Below are 19144 nucleotides of genomic sequence, written 5' to 3'. Positions count from 1 at the left end.
GGGGGGGCGCGGGTCGACCCCCCCGTCGTTTACCCCCCCCAAAACTGTTGGGCCCCCGCCCCTTGCCGGGAGGCCGCCGCCGAGGTGCGTTCCGTTTCCCCCGGGCTGGGATGATCGTCCGATGTTCCCCTCGGACGCCCCGCCGCTGCCCAGCGCCGCGCCCCTCACCAGTGCCGCCGCCGCCCGCTGGCGCGCCGCCCGGACCGCGTGGCGGCTGGACAGCCGGTGGCTCGCGCTGCTGCCGGTCGCCTTCCTGACCCTGGCCGCCGCGGTGGAGCCGGACAGCGGAGGGGTCTGCAACGCCCAGGGCATCTGCCGGGAGACCTGGGGCGAGACCCTGGCCCTCTGGACGCTGCTGGCCGAGGCCGTCCTGCTGGTCGGCCGGCCCCGCGTCCGGCCGCTCGTCCCGGTCGCCGCCCTGGCCCTGTTCTGGTACCTCCCGAACGGCCTGGTCACCCCGCTCGCCCGCTGGTCCGCCGTGCTGCTGCACCTGCTGCTGGCCGCCGTCCTGATCGGCGCCGACCTCGGCCGCCGCCGCGCCCGCCACCAGCTCGACGAACTGATGGCCCCGCCCGTCCCCTTCCCCTGGACGGCCGCCGGCGCGCCCTCGCCCGTCCACCCCCCGCACGCGCCGGTCGGGCGGCGGGTGCTCGGCGTGCTGTTCCTGGTCGCCGCCGCCGCGCTGCCGGTGTACGGCCTGTGGGCGCAGTCCCAGCAGGAGGAGCGGGACGGCGCGGCCGTGCGGGTCACCGGCACCGCGGGGGAGTTCGACCGGGACGGCCTGCTGACCGTCCACTACCAGGACCCCCACCGCGGTGACGTGACGGTCGCCGCGCCGCCCGGCGCCGCCGCCGGGCCCACCGCGAAGCTGGACGTGTGGTGGGCCGAGCGACCGCAGCCGGGCCAGGCGATCCCGCTGCTGCTGGACGGCGACCGGGTCCGCGCGCTGGGCGACGACTACGACCTGTCCGGCGAGGTGCTCCTCGGCGGCCTGCTCGCCCTGCCCGGCCTGCTGCTGCTCGGCTCCGCCCTGGCCCACGACGTCCGCCGCACCCGGCCCGCCTTCGAGGGCACCGCTCCCGCCCTGGCCGTCCGGGTCCGGGCCGACGCCCAGGGCGACCTGCTGGTGCTCCCGGTGGACGGCCCGGCGGACGGGCCCGCGCTGTGGCGGCTGAAGGAGTGGGAGCGCTACTACTGGGCCCGGGAGGGCCACCCGGACATGCCGGACCGCCCGGGCCCCGGCTGGCTGCCCGAGCACCCCGACCTGGAGGGCGACGAGGAGGACCACCCCGGGTCGGAACCGCGGTACGACCCGGCCGAGGAGGAGTACGGCGAACTCTTCGAGCGCGCCACCCCGGACCAGGCCGCCGCCTGGCTGGCCCGGGCCGGCCGCAGCGTCCCGGCCGTGCTGTACCGCGGCCCGGACGGCCCCGACCAGCAGCTCCTGGTCCGCCCGGCCCTGCTGGACGGCGACACGCAGCGGGTGGCCTCCGTGGTCGCCCCCGTCGCCCGGGCCCCGCGGCTCGGCCGGCGCTCCGAGCGCTACCGCGAGCGCGAGCTGGCGGTCGCCGCGCTGACCGCCGAGACCGTCGCCGCCGCCCCCGAGGCCGGCTCGGACGCCCGGCCGCTGGACGCCTGTCGCTGGGAGATGCCGCTGCCACTGCGGGCGGCGGCCGGACCGCTGGCGGCGCTGCTGGTCGTCGCCGCCGTCGTGCTGCTCGACGACGACGGCTGGTGGGAGGGGCTGGTGCGCCCGCTGTGGATCGGCTCGCTGGCGATCCACGCCTGCGCCCAGACGTTCTCCTGGCAGCTGGTGGCCGACCGCGACGGCCTGCGGGTGGCCACCGCACTGCGCACCCGCAGCTACCGCTGGGCGGAGATCTCGGCGGCGGCGGTGCACCGGAGCCTGCTGACGATCCGGCTGCGCGGCGGTCGGGAGTTCTCCTTCTTCAGCCGCCCGGCGGCCCGGCTGGCCGCCTTCTTCGGCGGGCGGTACGACCCGGCGGCGGTGGCCCGGACCGTCGCCACCGCCGCCCACCGCCCCGACCTGCGGCCGGCGCAGGCCCTGCCGGACCGGCTGGGCGGCCCCCAGCACCTGGTGAACCGGCTCGCGCTGACCGGTTACGCGGTGTTCACCGTCGCTCACTACGCACTCTGAACCCACCCCGGACCGGCACCGGATCCACACCGCTTCCGGCCCGCGCGTAAGGGGGAGTACGGTGTTCTTGATCACAGCACCGGTGCCGCGCCGCGAGGCGTCCCCGGCCGCCCAGACCGGGACAAGACGGGGACGCGTCCGCACCGGTACGGTTGGCCCCGATGAACACCAAGGCTGCTGAGGAGCTGCCGGCTGTTTCCGTGATCATGCCGGTGCTCAACGAGGAACGTCACCTGCGCACGGCGGTCCGCCGCATCCTGGACCAGGAGTATCCCGGGCCGATGGAGGTGGTGATCGCCCTCGGCCCCTCCACCGACCGCACCGCGGAGATCGCGGCCGAGCTGGTGGCCGAGGACCCGCGGGTGCGGACGGTGGCGAACCCCACCGGCCGGACGCCGGCCGGGCTGAACGCCGCGATCCGGGGCTCACGGCACCCGATAGTCGTGCGCGTGGACGGCCACGGCCTGCTCACCCCCGGCTACATCACCACGGCGGTCCGGCTGCTCGGCGAGATGGAGGCGGCCAACGTCGGCGGCATCATGCACGCCGAGGGCGAGACCGAGTGGGAGCACGCGGTCGCCGCCGCGATGACCTCCAAGATCGGCGTCGGGAACGCGGCCTTCCACACCGGCGGCCTGGCCGGCCCGGCGGACACCGTCTACCTCGGGGTGTTCCGGCGCGAGGTGCTGGAGAAGCTCGGCGGCTACAACGAGGAGTTCATCCGCGCCCAGGACTGGGAGCTGAACTACCGGATCCGCCAGGACGGCGGCCTGGTCTGGTTCACCCCGCAGCTCAAGGTGACGTACCGGCCCCGCCCCTCGGTGCGGGCGCTGGCCAAGCAGTACAAGGACTACGGCCGCTGGCGCCGGGTGGTCACCCGCTACCACCGCGGCTCGGTCAACATGCGCTACCTCGCCCCGCCGGCCGCGCTGGCGGCGGTCGTCCTCGGGCTGGTGCTCGGCGCCGCCGTCCACCCGGCCTTCCTGGCGGTGCCCGGCGCGTACCTGATGGGCATCCTCGGCGGCGCCGCGGTCGAAGGCCGCGGGCTGTCGTTCAAGGCCAGGGCGCTGCTGCCGGTGGCCTTCGCGACCATGCACCTCAGCTGGGGCTTCGGCTTCCTGACCTCTCCGCGCTCGCTGGCCCGAAGAGTGATCGCCAGCGTCGGCCCGTCCTCCAAGGACGTGCTCTCGAAGACGGGTTGATCCCGGGGCGTGCCTGACGCGCCCTGGCGCCCGCTGATTCGTCTCGGCAGCCCGCGGTGCCGTGCGGCGCCGCTATCGTCGGTGCGCATGGCGACAGTTGAGGACGGGGCGGGTGCGGCCCGGATCGAGCCGAGCGCGGACGTCGACGAACGGGCCGCGATCGGTGCCGGGACGGCGGTCTGGCACCTCGCCCAGGTCCGCGAGGACGCGGTGGTCGGTGCGGACTGCGTGATCGGCCGCGGCGCGTACGTCGGCCCCGGCGTGCGGATCGGGGACCGGGTCAAGGTGCAGAACCACGCGCTGGTGTACGAGCCGGCGGTGGTCGAGGACGGGGTGTTCATCGGCCCGGCCGCCGTCCTCACCAATGACCGGTACCCCCGCGCGGTCACTCCCGAGGGCCGCCCCAAGGGCCAACACGACTGGCGGGCCGATGGGGTGACGCTCCGTCAGGGTTGCTCGATCGGCGGCCGTGCGGTGCTGGTCGCCGGGGTGACGGTCGGCCGCTGGGCGCTGGTCGCGGCCGGCGCGGTGGTGCACCGGGACGTCCCGGACTTCGCGCTGGTCGCCGGTGTCCCGGCCCGCCGGATCGGCTGGGTCGGCCGGGCCGGCGAGCCGCTGCGGCCCACCGGGGACGGCGGCTGGCAGTGCCCCCGGACCTCCGAGCGGTACCGCGAGGAGGGCGGAACCCTCCTGCCCGGCTAGCTACTTGGCGCAGACGTCGGTGTCGTCCGCCTGGACCCGCTGGAGGTCCTCGGGCGCCTCGGTGGGCACCGCCGACGGGTTGGCGGCGGCCAGCACGTCCTTGCCGAGCACCAGCAGCAGCCCGCCCTTCGGGTCCGACTTCGCGGCCGGCCGGACGGCGTCGCCGGGCAGGCCGAGGGCGGCGGCCAGGGCCTGGGCCTCGGCCTCCCGGCCGGACGGGTAGGACACCGTGGTGGTCTCGGCGGGCGGTGCGTCGCTGCCCACCACGGCCTTGTCGAAGCCCTTCGCCCGGAGCTTCTCCACGGTCGGCCCGGACTGTCCGCGGGTGCCGCTGCCGTTGCGCACCGTCAGCTGGACGCCCTTGCCGGAGACCGGCGGGGTGGTGGCGGCCGGGGCGGGCGGCGGGGTCGCGGCGCCGGTGGCCGGGGCCTCGGCGGCGGGCGGGGCGCTCGGCGGGGCGGCGGTCTCGGTCAGCGAGCGGTCGGCCGCGACCATCGCGAACAGCTGCCCGGCGTCCGGCTGCTTGAGGATCACCCGGTTCTCGTCCTTGGGGTCGTCCAGGACGGGCGCGGTGGTGAAGGTGATGTTCTTGGTGTCCACCTTGCTGATGTCCAGCGCGAGGTCCTTGAGCTTGTCCACGCTGCCGATGCCGGAGTCCACGGTGAGTGCCTTGGTGGCGGCGTCCGCGAGCTTGTAGAGCTTGGTCGGGCTGGTCAGGGTGTCGTCGCTCTTGATCTTGCGGATCATCGAGCTGATGAACTGCTGCTGGAGCGGGATCCGGGTGAGGTCGCCGCCCTGGCCGACCGCGTGCCGGGTGCGGACGAAGGCCAGCGCCTCCTCGCCCTGGACCACGTGCCGGCCCTTGGTCATCTTGAGGTGGGAGCCGGAGTCGTTGATGTCCTTGGCCGCGCAGACCTCGACCCCGCCGACGGCGGTGGACAGGGTCTTCACCGCCTCGAAGTTGACCTGCACGAAGTGGTCGACCCGGATCCCGGTGTTCTTCTCGACGGTCTTCCAGGTGCAGCCCGCGTCGCGCCCCTCCTGGCCGAGGCTGTTGTTGAACTCCTCCCGCGCCGAGCCCTGGATCTTCTTCCCCTGGGCGTTCTGGCACTCCGGGATCGGCAGCATCAGGTCGCGCGGGAGGCTGATCACCGTCGCGTTGGTGCGGTCCTTGGCGATGTGGAACAGCAGCGTGGTGTCGGCGTGCCCGGTGCTGCCCTCGTCGCCGTACTCCCGGCCGAGGCCCTCCCGGCTGTCCGTGCCGATCACCAGGATGTTCAGCGCGTCCCCGGCGGCCGGGGGCCGCTCGGACTCGTCGCCCAGCTGGACCTTGACCGAGGTCAGGTTGTCGTTGAAGTGCCGGTACAGGTAGTACGCTCCGCCGCAGCCCGCCACCATCACCAGGGCGCCCGCCCCGGCCGTCCACTTGAGCGCCCGTCGGCGCCGGCTGCGCTTGGCGAGCGCGGCCGCCCGCCGCCGGCTGTCCCGGCGGCCCTCGGGGGCCGGTGCCGCCGGTGCCTCGACGGCCCGCCGGCGCTGCCGGGGGACGCCGGGAGCCGGGTCGACCCGGTACCGGCCGCCTTCCGGTTGCTCCTCGTGCACGGGGGTTCCCTACCTTCGACCGGTCACGGCTGCGGACCGCCCGTACGGACGGGCCGATCCGGACACACTAGACGAGCCGAACGGGGGAGTCGTTCCCGGTGTGATCTCCGCCATGTTCCGGCAGGGCGGGGATAAATACCGCTCGTGGCCGAGCAATTGCGGAAACGTCCGGATCGGCCGACGGGGCCGGACCGGGGTGCGCCGGCGCGGTCGGGGGCCGGCGGTTCAGTGCGGGGCGCAGGCGTCCACGTCGGCGGTGCGTCCCTCGAAGGTGGGCGCGGCGCTCGCGGAGGGTGACGCGGTCGCCGTCGCCGAGGCCGTCACCGCCGCCGCCACCTCGGCCGTCGGACCCGCCCCCGGGGACGGGGACGGGCCCGACGAGGGCGAGGACCCGGGCGGCCGGACGGCGACCGGCCGGTCGTCCCGCAACGCCGCGAACAACTGGCCGGTCTGCGGCTGCACGAACTCGTCCCGGTCCGAGTCGTAGCGGTACGGGCGGCGCGGCGCGGTCAGGAAGACCACGTCCGCCGAGGGGACGCCGCGCAGGTCCTGGGTGAGGTCGTACAGCGCGCCGAGCGAGGACAGCCCGCCGTCCGCCCGCACCGAGGAGGTCGCGGCGTCCAGCACCGGCCACAGCTTCGCCGGGTTCAGCAGCACGCCCTGCGACTGCGCCTTGCGGATCAGCGCGGCCAGGAACTGCTGCTGGCGGCCCATGCGTTGGGTGTCGCTGCCGTCGCCCAGGCTCTCCCGGGCCCGGACGTAGCCGAGCGCCTGCTCGCCGTGCAGGGTCTGCCGGCCGGCGGGCAGGTCGAGTCTGGCGTCCTTGTCGTGGATCGGCTGCGGCACGCACACCTCGACCCCGCCGATCGCGTCCACCATCGTCTTGAAGCCGCTGAAGTCGAGGATCACGTAGTGGTCGATCCGGATGCCGCTCAGCTTCTCGACGGTCCGGATCGAGCAGGCCGGACCGCCCGTCTCGAAGGCCCGGTTGAACTGCATCAGCGCGGGCTTGCTGCGGCTGCCGTCCGGCTTCTCGCAGGCGGGGACGGAGACCATGACGTCGCGCGGCACCGAGACCGCCGTCGCGTGCCTGCGGTCGGCGGCCAGGTGCAGCAGGATCGTGGTGTCCGAGCGCTCGGTGCCGCTCCCACCGCCGTACGAGGCGTTCGCGCCGGAGCGGTCGTCGCTGCCGATCAGCAGGATGTTCTCGGCGCCCCGCGCCCCGGCGGTGCGGCTCGGCCGCTCGGCCTCCAGCCGGGCGAGCAGCCGGTCGGTGGCCGAGTCGGTGCGGATGTTGCCGTCCAGCTTGCGGTAGGCGATCCAGAGCAGCGCGCCGGTGGCGACCAGCAGGAACGCGACGGCGCCGGCGGTGATCATCAACCACCGCCGGCGCCGTCGCGGGCGTCCGGCCCCGTCGGGAGGGGTGTCGGTCGGCGGATCGTCCTGTGCGGGGCCGTTCGCCGGGGGAGTGCCGGTCGGGGGGTGCGCGGTGTCGTCCTCGGCCATGGCAGCGATCCCTACCCGCCGGGCCCGCGCCGGGCGTTAGCCGAGGCGCAGTGTCACCCGTTCGGATTCCGTCCGCTTCTCCCACTGCCCGGCGTCCAGCGCCTGCGAATTGCGGCACAGCACCACCGAGGCACCGGCCGCCAGCGGCGCCAGCAGACCGGCCTCCAGACCGGCCCAGTCGTCGTACGCGAGGGTGGACAGGACGCGGTCACCGGGCTTCAGGCCGAGCCGCGCCGCGCCCTCCCGGGCCAGCGCCACGGTCTGCTCGCCCGTCAGCTTCAGCGGCAGCCCGTCCACCGCGGTCTCCAGCGCCTGCCCGTCCGGGGCGACGGGGGAGTACGGCGCGAAGCGGTCGCCCTGGCCGGGCACCTCGGCGGCGTAGTCCAGGAACCCTTCCGGACGCTGCGGGAAGCGGCCGCCGAGCGGGCGCAGGGCGAGCGCGACCCGCTCGCCCTCGCAGGCCTGGGCGGCCTCCAGCCCGTCCGGGCCGCTGACCACCAGGTCGGCGGCGGCCGGGTCACCGCTCGGGACCGCCGCCACCCCGACCGACCAGCAGGCCAGCAGCCAGACGGCGCTCTGCCAGTGGGCGGGCAGCAGCAGCGCCGCCCGGTCACCGGGGCCGGCGTTCAGCTCGTCCTGGAGGAGGTTGGCGGTCTTGGCGACCCAGTTGTCGAAGGTGCGGGCGGAGAGCTCCACCCGTTCGCCGGTGGCGTCGTCGTAGAAGGTGACCAGCGGGGCCGCGGGATCGACCGAAGGGGTGCCGCCGCGCAGGAATGCGTGCAGCAGCTCGACGGGGGTGCGGGCATCGGCAGCGAAAGGCGCAGTCATGGTGCGCCCCAGCCTACGGCCTTCGGGTGGGAGGCCGGGAGGGGCGGCCGAACGGGCGCGGAGCGGCGTGGCGGGCGGTCCGGTTTGCGGCGACGATCCGGTTTATGCGCCTCTCACTCCCGGCCGCCCTGCTCGCCGGATGCACCGCCGCCCTCCTGCTCCAACCCGCCGCCACCGCGACCCCCTCGCCGACGCCGCAGCGCCGCGAGTTCGCCGGCGGCGGCTCGACCATCACCCTCCCGCTGCCCGCCGGGACCGGCCTCGCCGCGCGCGGCACCCGACCGTTCGAACTCCTCGGCCTGGGCTGGGACGGCCCGGCGGACGCCCTCGCCGGGGCGGTGGTCCGGGTCCGCACCCGGGACGCCGCCACCGGCCGCTGGAGTGCCTGGCACCGGCTGGAGGCCGGTCCCGACCACCCGGCGCACGGCGCCACCGCCCCGCTCTGGACCGGCCGCAGCGACGGCGTCGCGGTGGAGGTCCGGCCCGGGCCCGCCGGAGTCCCGGCCGGGCTGCGGCTCGACCTGGTCGACCCGGGGAACGGGGCCGCCCCGGCGGGCGTACGGACCCTGCCCGCGGAGCCGCCGACCGGGCCGTCGACTGACCCGCCGACGGCCTCGCCGTCGGATCCGCCCGCCAACCCGCCGACGGACCCGCCGACCGGGCCTCCCGTGAATCCGCCGACGGCCTCGCCGACGGACCCGCCGACCGGGCCTCCCGTGAATCCGCCGACGGACCCGACAACCGGGTCGCCGACGGAGTCGCCCGCGGACCCGCCGACGGGGCCGTCCACCGAGCCGGGGCCCAAGGGTCAGGCTCCGCGCCCGACGATCGTCACCCGGGCCGGCTGGGGGGCCGACGAGTCACTGCGCGAGCGGGACTTCGTGTACACCGGCCCGGTCCGCGAGGTCTTCGTCCACCACACCGACACCGCCACGGACTACGCCTGCGCCGACGCCCCCCGGGTGATCCGGGCGATCTACCAGTACCACGTGAAGACCAACGGCTGGCGGGACATCGGCTACAACTTCCTGGTCGACCGCTGCGGCACCGTCTACGAGGGCCGGGCGGGCGGCGTCGAGCGCCCCGTCCAGGGCGCCCACACCCTCGGCTTCAACGCCGACTCCTCCGGCATCGCCGCGCTCGGCACCTACGTCGACGGCCGGCCGCCCCAGCCGCTCGTCGACGGCCTCGCCGCGCTCGCCGCCTGGAAGCTCGGCCTCGAAGCCCAACCCGCCGACGGCCGTACCAAGCTCACCTCCTCCTCGGGCGCCAGCCGCTACCCCAGGGGCAGCGTCGTCGAGTTCGACGCCGTCTCCGGACACCGTGACGCCGTCGCCACCGAGTGCCCGGGCAACGCCCTCTACGCCCTGCTCCCCGCCCTGCGCACCGCGGCCGCCCTCCTCCAGACCCGCTGACCCCTCGCCGCGTCCGGCCGGTGCCGCCCCGGGCCCGTCCGACCCCGCGCGTATCGTTCATGTCCGGAGGCGACGCGGGAGGCGACAGCGGTGGAAGCGGTACGGCGCTGGCGCCCGGGCTTCCCGCTGGACGTGGCCCGCACCCTGCTCCCGCTGCGCCGGGGCCCCGCCGATCCGGCGTACCGCAGCACCGGCGACGGCGCCGTCTGGCGCGCCTCCCGCACCCCGGCCGGCATCGGCACCCTGCGGGTGCTGCCGCGTCCGGCCGCCGGCGAGGTCGAGGCGAGCGCCTGGGGCCCGGGCGCGGACTGGCTCCTCGACCGCCTCCCCACCCTGCTCGGCGCCGACGACGCCCCGGAGGCGCTGGTCCTGCCGCCCGGCCCGCTGCGGGACGCCCAGCGCCGTACCGCCGGGGTCCGGCTGGCCAGGACCGGTCTGGTGCTGGAGTCGCTGGTCCCGGCGATCCTGGAGCAGAAGGTCACCACCGACGAGGCCTACCGCGCCTGGCGCACCCTGCTGCGGGACTTCGGCACCCCGGCGCCGGGCCCGGCCGAGGGCATGCGGGTGGCACCGTCGGCCCGCGAGTGGGCGCTGGTGCCGAGCTGGGAGTGGCACCGGGCGGGCGTGGACCCGAAGCGCTCGGCGACGATCATGCGCGCGGTCCGGCTGGCGCCGCGGCTGGAGGAGGCCTCGGCGATGGGCCACGAGGAGGCCTTCGCCCGCCTCACCGCCGTCCCGGGCATCGGGGTCTGGACGGCCGCCGAGACCCTGCAGCGCAGCAACGGCGATCCGGACGCGGTCTCGGTCGGGGACTTCCACCTGCCCGATCTGGTCGGCTGGGCCCTGGCCGGCCGCCCCCGCAGCGACGACGCCCAGATGCTGGCGCTGCTGGAGCCCTACCGTCCCCAGCGCCACCGCGTCTGCCGCCTGCTGCTGGCCACCGGCGTCCACGCCCCCCGCTACGGCGCGCGCCTGACCCCCAACGACCACCGCCGCCGCTGACCCGGAAACCCCTCCTGGTGTACACGTTCATGTGTACGCTTGAGTCATGACCGACGCGCTGAACATCCGGGAACTGCGGGCACGCCTTGCGGAGGTGGTCACCCAGGCCGAGGCCGGCGAGATCACCGTGATCACGCGCAAGGGCGAGCGCGTCGGAGCGGTCGTGCCGATCGAGATTCTCGACGCCATAGAGGATGCGGCGGATGAACTCGCCGCGCGTGAGGCGCGGAAGCACCTGGACGATCCGACCGTCACCATGGCCGAGCTGCTGGCGGACTTGTTCGGATCGCCCGCGGACTCCGCCGGGAGCGCTGCGTGAAGTACGCCTTCGGCTTCACCTCGCATGCCCGGCGCCAGCTGCGCGGGATCGGTCGGCTTGAGGTGATGCGTATCCTCACCGCCCTCACCGAGCTGGGGGACGACCCGTTCGTCGACGGACCCGACGTCAAGAAGCTGGCCGGCAACGATGACCTCTACCGGCTCAGGGTCGGTGATTTCCGGGTGATCTATCAGGTGCGCGGCGACGTGTTGGTGATCCTCGTCGTTCACGTCGGCAATCGCCGGGACGTCTACCGCGGTCTCTGAGTATCCCTACCGCACCGCGATGAAGGCGTCGGCGCCGCGCTCCGGGCGGGCCTTCGGCGGCTCGGCGGGGCGGCCGACGGCGACGGCGCCCATCGGGTCCCAGTCGTCCGGGAGGTCCAGCGCCTCGCGCACGGTGTCGCGGCAGAACATGGTGGACGAGACCCAGGCGGAGCCGTAGCCCTCGCCGGTGAGCGCGACCAGCAGGTTCTGCACGGCGGCGCCGACGGCGACGGTGAACATCTCCCGTTCGGCGGTGGCCCGGCGCGGGTCGGGGTAGTCGTGCGAGCCGTCCGTCACCAGGCAGGGCACCACCAGGTAGGGGGCGTCGCGCAGGACGTTGCCGCGGGCGGTGCGCCGGGCGATCCTCGCCTCGTCCCAGCCGTCGAGTTCGCGCAGGTCGCGCTGCCAGGCGGCGAGCATCGCGTCGAGCAGCCGCACCCGGGTGTCCGCCGACTCCAGCAGCACGAACCGCCACGGTGTGGTGTGGTGCGGGGCGGGCGCGGTGACGGCGGCGGCGACGGCGCGGCGGACGGCCGCCGGGTCGACCGGTTCCGCGGTGAAGGAGCGGACGGTGCGCCGCAGGGTGACGGCCTGCCGCAGCGCCTCGGAGGTGCCGAGCCGGAACATGTCGTCGACGGAGGGCCGGACCAGCGGCCGGACGCCCTCGCCGTCCTCGGCGGTGACGAGGTGCCCGAGTCCGCGCACGACCGCCACCGGGACGCCGGTGGCCTTGCCCTTCACCAGGTCGGCGGCGGCGGCGAGTTCGTCGGCCGTCGCGGTGACGGTCATCTCCAGCCGGTTGCCGTGGCTGTCGGTGCGGCCCCGGTGGTCCTCCAGGACGGAGAGGCCCGCGGCGCCGATCGCGACGTCGGTCAGCCCGTTGCGCCAGGGCCGTCCGAAGGTGTCGGTGACGACGACGGCGAGCCGGCGGCCGGTGAGCTGCTGGAGCCGGGCCCGCAGCGCCCGCGCGGAGGCGTCCGGGTCCTCGGGCAGCAGCAGTACGGTGCCGGGGGCGGTGTTGGAGGCGTCGACCCCGGCGGCGGCCATGATGAAGCCGTTGCGGTTCTCCACGATTCGGATCGGTCCGCGCCGGGCGACCAGTCGGACGGTCTCGGCGTCGATCGCGTCCTCGCGGTCGGTGGCGTGCAGCAGCCGGTCCTCGGCCTTGCTGACGATCTTCGAGGTGACCAGCAGGATGTCGCCGTCCTGGTACGTCCCCGCCTTGGCGATGAGCTCGCCCAGGTCCGCCCCCGCCTCGATCTCGGGGATGCCGCCGACTCCGAGGACCTCCAGCGTCACTTCCGCACCTGCTCCGCCAGCGCCAGCGCAGTGCGCGCCATCTCGGCGGTGGCCTCGATGTCGGTCATCAGCAGCGGGACGGCCCGGCAGGCGATCCCGGCGGCCTCGACGGCGGCCACCGAGGCCTCGTCGGCGCTGTCGACCAGCCACCCGTCGAGAAGGCCCGCCCCTCGCCCGTCGCCGCTCTCGCCCGGGCCGCTTGGCAGCGCCGCCCTGCTGCCGTAGTTCAGCGCGACCGCCTCCGCGGTGGCCTCGACGCCGACGGCGGCGAGCACCTTGTCGGCCATGCCGCGCACCGGCGCCCCGCCGATGATCGGGGAGAGCCCGACGACGGGCGCGGGTGCGGCGGCGACCGCCTCCCGGATGCCGGGGACGGCGAGGATGGTGCCGATCGAGACCACCGGGTTGGACGGCGGGAAGAGGATGACGTCCGCCCCGGCGATCGCCTCCAGCACGCCGGGCGCGGGCTTGGCGGTGTCCGCGCCGACCGCGACGACCGCCTCGGCGTCCACCGCGGCGTGCAGCTTGACCCAGTACTCCTGGAAGTGGATCGCCCGGGTGCCCTGCTCGTCGGTGATCCGCACGTGGGTCTCGACCCGGTCGTCGCTCATCGGCAGCAGCCGCACGCCCGGCTTCCAGCGCACGCACAGCGCCTCGGTGACCTGGGTGAGGCTGTACCCGGCGGTGAGCATCTGGCTGCGCACGAGGTGGGTGGCGAAGTCCCGGTCGCCGAGCCCGAACCACTCGGGGCCGACGCCGTACGCCTTCATCTCGGCCTTGATGGACCAGGTCTCGTCGGTCCGGCCCCAGCCCTGTTCCTCGTGGATGCCGCCGCCGAGGGTGTACATCACGGTGTCGAGGTCGGGGCAGACCTTGAGGCCGTAGAGGTGGATGTCGTCGCCGGTGTTGCCGATGACGGTGATCTCGTCCTGCGGTCCGACCGCCGCGCGGAGTCCGCGCAGGAAGCGCGCCCCGCCGATTCCGCCTGCCAGTGCCACGATGCGCATGGGACTCATCCTGCCACGGTCGGACCCTCCGTCAGCCCGGGATCAGTGCGACCCGGCCTGTGCCTGCTGCTCGGGGTGCTGCTCGGGGACGGCGGCGGCGCCGTACTGGTTCATCTCGGTCAGGCCCGGGGTGTAGAGGTGGATGGAGACGGCGGGTTCGAGCGCGCCGTTGACGACCTCGTGCAGGTAGCCGGAGGAGAACACGCGCTGCCCGCCGGGCCGCAGGGCGCGGGCGCCCTCGCCCGCGTGCGTGAGGGAGCGCTCGATCAGCTCGCCCTTGACGACGCTCATCACGCCGGAGGACTCGCCGTGGTCGTGGAAGCCGCTGGACTGGCCGGGCAGCCAGCTGAGCAGCCAGACCTCGTAGCCGGGGCCGGTCTCCAGCCGGGCGTACCAGCGGGTCAGCGCGTCGTAGCGGACGAGCGGCTCCCAACGGGTGCGGTCGGCGGCGATCTCGCGCACCAGCCGGGCGTACCCGGCGACGGTGGTGGGGTGGGCCGGCAGGTCGGTGCGGGCCAGGTGCGGGAAGGCGAGCGGGTCGCCGGCGATGGAGACGTCGCTGAGGCCGTCGGCCCACTGGCGGGTCCGGGTGCCGGCGGGGGCGGTGGCGGGGCCGCGGTGGGCGAGCTTGTTGCGGTCGCGGTTCCGCTTGCGGATGCGGATCATGCGCACGGGAGTCGTCCTCGGAGGAGTCGGCCGGTTCGTGGGATCGGCCGGATCCGGATGTCCTGGGACGGGAATCGCGGGCGGCCTCTGTGCTTCCTGGGGGCGGCGCGCGGTGGGACGCGGGCGCCTAGATACAGCAGGAACAGAGGCGACAACAAGAGTTCACGGCACGGCGGAGGGTGGAACCGCTCCGGGGGCTGGCGAACTCTGACATAGAAGCAAGGACACCGCATCCGCGAGGGCGGTGTCAAACCAAAGGATGCGGCATTCGAGGGGGTTAGGTCCGGATCTTTCCCTGATGGGGTGATTCATCACTCTCTATGTTTCGATGGGAAGATCGCCGGGAAGGCAGCCCGATGACCGGCCTGTGGCGGTGACCGGGCGTCACCTGCTGAATGGTTGCGGATGGTTCGGCACTGTTCAGGACCTTGAGGCAGAAGGTCCGATGTGTCCGGATATGTACACTATTCGTAACGGCTTGGTGCCAGGGAGTGAATCCCGGCCCCAATACCAGAGCTCGGCTTGACTGGGCCAGAGTGACGCAACTGTAATTTCACTCGTGTCGTCGGCCGCACGAGGCAACGGCAACCACGGGGACGCCAAGTAGGGGCAGAGGAGGCGCGCCACATGAGCGAGCTCTTTGAGCTGTTGATCGGGGACGGCATCGCGGAGGACGAGGAGGAACTCGGCTGGCAGGAGCGCGCGTTGTGCGCCCAGACCGACCCCGAGTCCTTCTTTCCCGAGAAGGGCGGCTCGACCCGCGAGGCCAAGAAGGTCTGCCTCGCCTGCGAGGTCCGCTCCGAGTGCCTGGAGTACGCGCTCGCCAATGACGAGCGCTTCGGCATCTGGGGCGGTCTCTCCGAGCGCGAGCGCCGCCGGCTCAAGAAGAGCGCGGTCTGACGGGCGGCCCCGACCCTCGCTGACCCTTCGACAGCGACGGACAGCCGCACAGCCGTACGGGCGCCTCACCGCGATGGTGGGGCGCTTTCGTGTTCCCGGGGCCCCCTTCACGGTCTCCGCACGCACACCCCGGACGAAGCGGCCACCCGGAGCCGTTAGTGTGGTGCGCCATCCGGTTGCCGTTCACCGGCTGTGTCCACCGAGAACTGGGGCCCGCGCACGCGATGACCGTCTACAGCCACCAGAGCGGCTCCACCGCTTCCCGGCCGCCCGCCTACCCGCGCCACCTGGTCACCGCCGTGATCGTCTCGCACGACGGCGCCCGCTGGCTGCCGCAGGCCATGGCCGGCCTGCTCGGTCAGGACCGCCAGGTCCAGCGGATCCTCGCCGTCGACACCGGATCCACCGACAACTCTCCGCAACTGCTCGCCGACACCCTCGCCGACTGGCTGCCGGACAGCGGCCCGCTGGTCCTCGGCCGCCGGGCCGGCTTCGGCACCGCCGTCGCCGAGGCCGTGTCGAGCAGCGCGCCCCTGCGTCCGGAAGACCTGCCGTACCGGCTCGACCCGTCCGGCTACGACCCGGTCACCGGCGGCTGGGACGACTTCGGCGACCCGCTCGCCCAGGAGGACGACCTCGGCCGCGGCGGCCCCCGCGAGACCCGGCCGGTCGAATGGCTCTGGCTGCTGCACGACGACTGCGAACCGCAGACCGACGCGCTGCGCCGGCTGCTCCAGGTCGCCGACTCCACCTCCAGCGCCGCCGTGGTCGGCCCCAAGCTGCGCAGCTGGTACGACCGCCGCCAGCTGCTGGAGGTCGGCGTCACCATCGCCCACTCCGGCCGCCGCTGGACCGGCCTGGACCGCCGCGAGCAGGACCAGGGCCAGCACGACCAGGTCCGCCCGGTGCTCGCCGTCTCCAGCGCGGGCATGCTGGTGCGCCGGGACGTCTTCGAGGAGCTCGGCGGCTTCGACAGGGCCCTCCCGCTGATGCGGGACGACACTGACTTCTGCTGGCGGGTCAACGCCGCCGGCCACCGCGTGGTGGTCGCCCCCGACGCCGTGCTGCGGCACGCCGAGGCGTCCTCCCGCGAGCGCCGCGCGATCGACTGCGGCCCCTCCCACCCGCACCGGGTGGACAAGGCCGGCGCGGTCTACACCCTGCTCACCAACTGCAAGGGCGCGCTCTTCCCCTACGTCCTGCTGCGGCTGGTGCTCGGCACCCTGCTGCGGGCCGTCACCAACCTGCTCGGCAAGGACCCGCGCCAGGCCTTCGACGAACTCGCCGGCCTCGGCCACGAACTCGTCCGCTTCCCACGGCTGTTGGCCGCGCGCAAGCGCCGTGCCCGGTCCCGGGCGGCGGACGCCCTGGACGACCGCACGCTCTTCCCGGCCCCCGGGGCCACCACCCGGCTGGCGGTCGAGGGCGTCGTCGGCTCGCTCGGGATAGGGGGCGGCGACGACAGCGGCCGGCACGGCTCGGCCGAGGCCGGCGGCGACGAGGACGCCGAGGACCTGGTCGTCGAGCAGTTCGCGCTGCTCAAGAAGCTCGCCCGGCGCCCGGCGCCGGTGCTGTTCGCGGCCGTGCTGGTGTTCGCCCTGATCGCCTGCCGCGGCCTGTTCGGCAGCGGCGAGCTGTTCGGCGGCGCCCTGCTGCCCGCGGCCGACGGGGCCGGCGGCCTCTGGTCGATGTACGCGGACGCCTGGCACCCGGTCGGCACCGGCTCCACCGCCGCCGCGCCGCCGTACCTCGGCGTGCTGGCCGTGCTCTCCTGGCTGCTCTTCGACCACGCCGACCTCGCGCTCACCCTGATCGTGGTGCTCGCCGTCCCGCTGGCCGCGGTCAGCGCCTACCTGGTGTCCCGGCCGCTGCTGGACTCCAAGGTGGTCCGCGCCTGGGCCAGCGCCACCTACGCGCTGCTGCCCGCCGCGACCGGCGCGCTCGCCCAGGGCCGGATCGGCACCGCCGTGCTCGCCGTGCTGCTGCCGCCGCTGGCCCGCGCCGCCGCCATCGCGGCCGGCCTCGGCATCCGGGACGAGAGCGCCGCCAAGGGCGCCCGCCCGGGCTGGCGCCCGGTCTGGATGGCCGTCCTGCTGCTCACCCTGGCCACCGCCTTCGTCCCGCTGACCTGGGCGCTCGCGGTGCCGCTCTGCCTGGCGATGCTGGTCGTCGCGGTGCTGCGCGGCGGCGCCTTCGGCTCCGGTGGCGCGGCGCTGCGCCTGCTCGGCCTGCGCGTCCTGGTGATCCTGGCGGTGCCCGTCGTGGTGCTGGCGCCGTGGTCGCTCGCGGTGCTGTCGCACCCGCAGCGGCTGCTGCTGGAGGCCGGGCTGCCCGGCCTGCACGGCAGCGGCGCGAGCGCGGCCGGTCTGCTGCTGGTCAACCCGGGCGGCGCCGGGGTGCCGCCGATCTGGCTCTCGGCGGGTGTCGTGCTCGCCGCGCTGGCCGCGCTGCTGCGCGCCGACCGCCGCCGCGCGGTCCTCGTCGCCTGGGGTGCGGCCGGTGCCGGCCTGGTCTTCTCGGTCGCGGTGGCGGGCACCTCCGTCACCCCGGCCTCCGGCGGCCCGGCGGTGCCCGCCTGGGCCGGTCCGGCCACCCTGATCGCCGGCATCGCCCTGCTGGCCGCCGCCGCGATCGGCGCCGACGGCGCCAACGCCCGCGTGGCCGGGATCGCCTTCGGCTGGCGCCAGCCGGTGGCCGCCCTGGTGGTGGCCACGGCCGTGCTGGCGCCGCTGGGCACCGGCCTGTGGTGGGCGCTGACCGGCGCCGGCGGCCCGCTGCACCGCGGCCAGGCCGACCAGGTCCCCGCGTTCATCGCCGAGGAGGCCGGCACCACCGACCGGGCCCGCACCCTGGTCGTCACCGGGGAGAAGAGCGGCGGCGCGGTCCGCTACACCGTGCTGCGCGGCGCCGGGCTGACGCTCGGCCAGGCCGAGTCCACCGTCGACCCGGCGACCGGCACCCAGGACGGCCTGAACAAGATGGTCGGCAGCCTGCTGGCCGGGTCCGGTGCCGACCAGGCGAGCGCGCTGGCCGGTTACGGCATCGCCTACGTGCTGGTCCAGCAGCCGGTGATCGACGTCTTCAAGGACGTTCTGGACACCACCCCCGGCCTGGTCAAGGCCAACCAGGACGGCGCCGCCGCGCTCTGGCAGGTCAACGGCACCCCCGCGGTCCGCGCGGTGATCACCGCCCCGGGCGCCAACCCGGTGGTCGTCCCGTCAGGGGCCCGCGACCTGTCCGCCACCGTCCCGGCCGGTCCGGACGGCCGGGTGCTGCGGCTCGCCGAGTCCGCCGCCACGGAGTGGAAGGCCACCGTGGACGGCACCGCGCTGGAGCCCACCACGGTCGACGGCTGGGCGCAGGGCTTCAAGCTCCCGGCCGCCGGCGGCAAGCTGACCGTCACCCGGGAGGGCGGAGCCGCCCACACCGGCTGGATCTGGGCCCAGGTGCTGCTCGGCCTCACCATCCTCGTGCTGGCCCTGCCCGGCCGCCGCAGCCACAAGGACGACGACCTGCCCGAGGAGGCCGTGGCCGCCGCCGCGCTGGCCGCCGCCGCCCAGGCGCAGGCCCCCGCCCCCGGCAGCCGCCGGGCCCGCCGGATGGCCGAGCGCGGCGAGGGCGGCGAGGGCGCGGACGGCGCCGAGGGCGGTGCCGACGAGTCCGGGGTGTACGACCGGCCGGGCGCGATCCCGGCGCGGCCCGCCGGCGAGCCGGTGACCGGAGCCGTCCAGGCGGCCGCCGCCATCCAGGACGCCGAGCAGTACACCGACCCGTACCAGGCGTACCAGCAGGCCGACCCGTACAGCTACGACCAGTACGCGGCCCAGCAGCCGGTCGCCGCGCCGTACGGCGGCCAGGGCTACGACGCCCACGGCTACGAGAACCACGGGTACGACGGCACCCGGCCGCAGGGCTACGAGCAGCCGTACCAGCCCGAACAGCAGCAGCCGTACGGCTACGACGCCCACGGGTACGACGGCCACCAGCAGCAGCCGGAGCAGCAGCCCTGGCTGCCGGGCCAGCAGCAGGGCGAGCCCTACTACGACCCGAACGACCCCAACGGCCCCGGCCGGTACCCGCACCAGCACGGATCGGGGAGCTGACCCGCGATGAAGAAGCCCGCATTCAGGAAGAAGTCCGGCGCCGGCGAGGCCGCCGGGCCGGCCGGGCCCGCCTTCGCGGCGGAGCCGTCCGGGGCGGCCCCGGCCGCCCGACCCGGCCGCAGCCCTGGCGAGCGCCGCCGCCCGGCGCTTCCGGCTGCTGGGCGCCCTG

General features: G+C 75.1%; 15 protein-coding genes. 9 read left to right on the top strand and 6 right to left on the bottom strand.

Going from position 1 to position 19144, the window contains the following annotated elements; translation table 11 throughout:
* Positions 1–121 precede the first annotated feature (121 nt).
* From ACIQOV_RS01930 to ACIQOV_RS01920, 3 genes are all read left to right on the top strand, one after another.
* Positions 122–2158 carry a hypothetical protein gene (locus ACIQOV_RS01930; RefSeq protein WP_401043787.1) on the top strand — a complete coding sequence of 679 codons (2037 nt, stop codon included), beginning with the start codon at positions 122–124 and terminating at the stop codon, positions 2156–2158.
* A gap of 161 nt (positions 2159–2319) precedes the next feature.
* Complete coding sequence (locus tag ACIQOV_RS01925; RefSeq protein ID WP_359910112.1) at positions 2320–3360, top strand: glycosyltransferase family 2 protein; 1041 nt, start codon at positions 2320–2322, stop codon at positions 3358–3360.
* 87 nt (positions 3361–3447) lie between these two features.
* A complete protein-coding gene (locus ACIQOV_RS01920; protein WP_401043784.1) occupies positions 3448–4062 on the top strand; it encodes an acyltransferase in 615 nt (204 codons plus the stop codon).
* On the opposite strand, the gene ACIQOV_RS01915 is transcribed toward ACIQOV_RS01920, so the two are convergent.
* From ACIQOV_RS01915 to ACIQOV_RS01905, 3 genes are all read right to left on the bottom strand, one after another.
* On the bottom strand, positions 4063–5664 hold the full coding sequence (locus ACIQOV_RS01915; RefSeq protein WP_401043780.1) for an LCP family protein: 1602 nt from the start codon (positions 5662–5664) through the stop codon (positions 4063–4065).
* 225 nt (positions 5665–5889) lie between these two features.
* Positions 5890–7170: an LCP family protein gene (locus ACIQOV_RS01910; protein ID WP_401043778.1), complete on the bottom strand. Its 1281-nt coding sequence runs from the start codon at positions 7168–7170 to the stop codon at positions 5890–5892.
* A gap of 36 nt (positions 7171–7206) precedes the next feature.
* A complete protein-coding gene (locus tag ACIQOV_RS01905) occupies positions 7207–7998 on the bottom strand; it encodes a TIGR03089 family protein (protein ID WP_401043776.1) in 792 nt (263 codons plus the stop codon).
* Positions 7999–8102: 104 nt separating this feature from the next.
* Here ACIQOV_RS01905 and ACIQOV_RS01900 point away from each other — a divergent pair, with 104 nt between their 5' ends.
* The 4 genes from ACIQOV_RS01900 (at position 8103) to ACIQOV_RS01885 (ending at position 11000) form a co-directional block, all read left to right on the top strand.
* Entirely contained in the window at positions 8103–9413 is a 1311-nt protein-coding gene (locus tag ACIQOV_RS01900; RefSeq protein WP_401043773.1) for a peptidoglycan recognition protein, read from the top strand.
* A gap of 90 nt (positions 9414–9503) precedes the next feature.
* Positions 9504–10415 carry a DNA-3-methyladenine glycosylase family protein gene (locus ACIQOV_RS01895; protein WP_401043770.1) on the top strand — a complete coding sequence of 304 codons (912 nt, stop codon included), beginning with the start codon at positions 9504–9506 and terminating at the stop codon, positions 10413–10415.
* 46 nt (positions 10416–10461) lie between these two features.
* Positions 10462–10734, top strand: coding sequence for a type II toxin-antitoxin system Phd/YefM family antitoxin (locus tag ACIQOV_RS01890; RefSeq protein ID WP_401043767.1), 273 nt, complete (start codon positions 10462–10464; stop codon positions 10732–10734).
* Positions 10731–11000, top strand: coding sequence for a type II toxin-antitoxin system RelE/ParE family toxin (locus ACIQOV_RS01885; RefSeq protein ID WP_401043764.1), 270 nt, complete (start codon positions 10731–10733; stop codon positions 10998–11000). Before ACIQOV_RS01890 ends, ACIQOV_RS01885 begins: the two co-directional genes overlap by 4 nt.
* 6 nt (positions 11001–11006) lie before the next feature.
* On the opposite strand, the gene ACIQOV_RS01880 is transcribed toward ACIQOV_RS01885, so the two are convergent.
* From ACIQOV_RS01880 to ACIQOV_RS01870, 3 genes are read right to left on the bottom strand one after another with little or no spacing between them, the layout of a single operon-like run.
* Positions 11007–12299, bottom strand: coding sequence for a coenzyme F420-0:L-glutamate ligase (locus ACIQOV_RS01880; RefSeq protein WP_401043761.1), 1293 nt, complete (start codon positions 12297–12299; stop codon positions 11007–11009).
* Positions 12296–13306, bottom strand: a complete 1011-nt coding sequence (cofD, locus tag ACIQOV_RS01875) for a 2-phospho-L-lactate transferase (RefSeq protein ID WP_401043759.1) — start codon at positions 13304–13306, stop codon at positions 12296–12298. The genes ACIQOV_RS01880 and cofD overlap by 4 nt, the downstream gene beginning before the upstream one ends.
* Positions 13307–13348: 42 nt before the next feature.
* Positions 13349–13978 (bottom strand): cysteine dioxygenase, encoded by a 630-nt coding sequence (locus ACIQOV_RS01870; RefSeq protein WP_401043756.1) that lies wholly within the window; start codon positions 13976–13978, stop codon positions 13349–13351.
* 621 nt (positions 13979–14599) lie between these two features.
* Here ACIQOV_RS01870 and ACIQOV_RS01865 point away from each other — a divergent pair.
* Positions 14600–14872: a WhiB family transcriptional regulator gene (locus ACIQOV_RS01865; RefSeq protein ID WP_030062195.1), complete on the top strand. Its 273-nt coding sequence runs from the start codon at positions 14600–14602 to the stop codon at positions 14870–14872.
* A gap of 224 nt (positions 14873–15096) precedes the next feature.
* Positions 15097–18975, top strand: a complete 3879-nt coding sequence (locus ACIQOV_RS01860) for a glycosyltransferase family 2 protein (RefSeq protein WP_401043752.1) — start codon at positions 15097–15099, stop codon at positions 18973–18975.
* The last annotated feature ends 169 nt before the right edge of the window (positions 18976–19144 follow it).

Source organism: Kitasatospora sp. NPDC091257 (genome assembly GCF_044757675.1).
GTDB classification, from domain to species: Bacteria; Actinomycetota; Actinomycetes; order Streptomycetales; family Streptomycetaceae; genus Kitasatospora; species Kitasatospora lactacystinica.
This window is presented reverse-complemented; position numbering and strand designations above follow the sequence as displayed.

Bases quoted from the DNA above. Each gene is read 5' to 3' on its own strand.
- ACIQOV_RS01920 (WP_401043784.1), top strand. From the start codon at position 3,448: ATGGCGACAGTTGAGGACGGGGCGGGTGCGGCCCGGATCGAGCCGAGC.
- ACIQOV_RS01930 (WP_401043787.1), top strand. From the start codon at position 122: ATGTTCCCCTCGGACGCCCCGCCGCTGCCCAGCGCCGCGCCCCTCACC.
- ACIQOV_RS01900 (WP_401043773.1), top strand. From the start codon at position 8,103: ATGCGCCTCTCACTCCCGGCCGCCCTGCTCGCCGGATGCACCGCCGCC.
- ACIQOV_RS01905 (WP_401043776.1), bottom strand. From the start codon at position 7,998: ATGACTGCGCCTTTCGCTGCCGATGCCCGCACCCCCGTCGAGCTGCTG.
- ACIQOV_RS01860 (WP_401043752.1), top strand. From the start codon at position 15,097: ATGACCGTCTACAGCCACCAGAGCGGCTCCACCGCTTCCCGGCCGCCC.
- ACIQOV_RS01865 (WP_030062195.1), top strand. From the start codon at position 14,600: ATGAGCGAGCTCTTTGAGCTGTTGATCGGGGACGGCATCGCGGAGGAC.
- ACIQOV_RS01925 (WP_359910112.1), top strand. From the start codon at position 2,320: ATGAACACCAAGGCTGCTGAGGAGCTGCCGGCTGTTTCCGTGATCATG.
- ACIQOV_RS01910 (WP_401043778.1), bottom strand. From the start codon at position 7,170: ATGGCCGAGGACGACACCGCGCACCCCCCGACCGGCACTCCCCCGGCG.
- ACIQOV_RS01890 (WP_401043767.1), top strand. From the start codon at position 10,462: ATGACCGACGCGCTGAACATCCGGGAACTGCGGGCACGCCTTGCGGAG.
- cofD (WP_401043759.1), bottom strand. From the start codon at position 13,306: ATGCGCATCGTGGCACTGGCAGGCGGAATCGGCGGGGCGCGCTTCCTG.